The organism is Candidatus Hydrogenedentota bacterium (genome assembly GCA_035450225.1).
Taxonomy (GTDB): Bacteria; Hydrogenedentota; Hydrogenedentia; order Hydrogenedentales; family SLHB01; genus DSVR01.
On the sequence record DAOTMJ010000117.1, the window covers coordinates 1 to 1,192 of the forward strand.

A 1,192-nucleotide genomic window follows, 5' to 3' on the forward strand; every position below is an offset into this window, starting at 1 on the left:
GCATGGGCGTCCCGCCCATGAAACACGGGCAAGATGCCCGTGCCACACCTGCACGTAACGGGTTTTACAAGAGCCTCTAAAGGAAAGAAAAGAAAAATGAGCAAACTGGAAATGCGTCCCAGCCGGACGTTGGCGAAGCTGCGTTCGGGTGGTGTCGCGAGTTGTTTCAAATTGAATCTGGCCGATGCGCGCGCGGCTGAAATTGCTGCGATGGCGGGTTTTGATTGCCTGTGGACGGATCGGGAACATGTGCCGAACGACCTGTCGGCGGTCGAGAAGATCGTCTGGGCCGCCAAGGCGCATGACGCCGATGTGATCGTGCGCGTGCCGCGCGGCAGCTACAGCGATTATATCCGGCCACTGGAATTGGATGCGGCCGGCATCATGGTGCCGCACATCATGAGCCTCGCCGATGCGCAGAACGTGGTGCGCATGACCCGCTTTCATCCGGTCGGGCGGCGGCCGGTCGATGGCGGAAATGCAGATGGCGCATATTGCAGAATAGGATTCACCGATTACCTCCAGCAGGCAAACGCGCAACGGATGGTCATCGTCCAGATCGAAGACCCGGAGCCGCTGGATGATCTCGACGCGATCGCGGCGTTGGACGGCATCGACATGCTCTTTTTCGGGCCGGGCGATTTCAGCCACGGGATCGGCGCACCGGGCGAGTGGACGCATCCGAAACTGCTGGAAACGCGGCGGCGCGTGGCGGAGGCAGCACTCGCACACGGCAAGTTCGCAGGTACGGTGGCTGGTCCCGATCAGATCGATGAGTTGGTGGACATGGGATACCGTTTTCTTTCCGTCGGCGCGGATGTGGTGGGGCTGTCGCAGTATTGCACTTCGATAACGGACGCATTCGCGAATAAGGGATGAACGCTCAACGTGGAACCGTGAAACATGAAACCCCATGAAAAGCAGGGGTGTCTCGGCGTTCTTGACGCCTTGGCGGTTCCGAAAAAACCGAGCCACGCCATCCTCAAACAAATCTGCGTCCATCTGCGGTTAAAAAAACAGCCGAGCCATGCCCCAAAAAACTTCGTGTTTAGTGCCTTTGTGTGAGAAAAAGGAAACCCAGTCGCAGTAATCGGTTAGTGACAGGGAGCATGCGAGTTCTAGTGCGTGGTTTGTGTATGCGCAGTCGGGAGCGCGGGCGTCCCCGCCCGCTCTGTGAAAGGCCGATTGAGAT

Annotated in this window: 1 protein-coding gene; it reads left to right on the forward strand. The window is 58.5% G+C overall.

Annotation, left to right across the window (positions count from 1 at the left end; translation table 11 throughout):
• The first annotated feature begins 96 nt into the window (after positions 1-96).
• Positions 97-879: an aldolase/citrate lyase family protein gene (locus P5540_19985; GenBank protein ID HRT67095.1), complete on the forward strand. Its 783-nt coding sequence runs from the start codon at positions 97-99 to the stop codon at positions 877-879.
• The last annotated feature ends 313 nt before the right edge of the window (positions 880-1,192 follow it).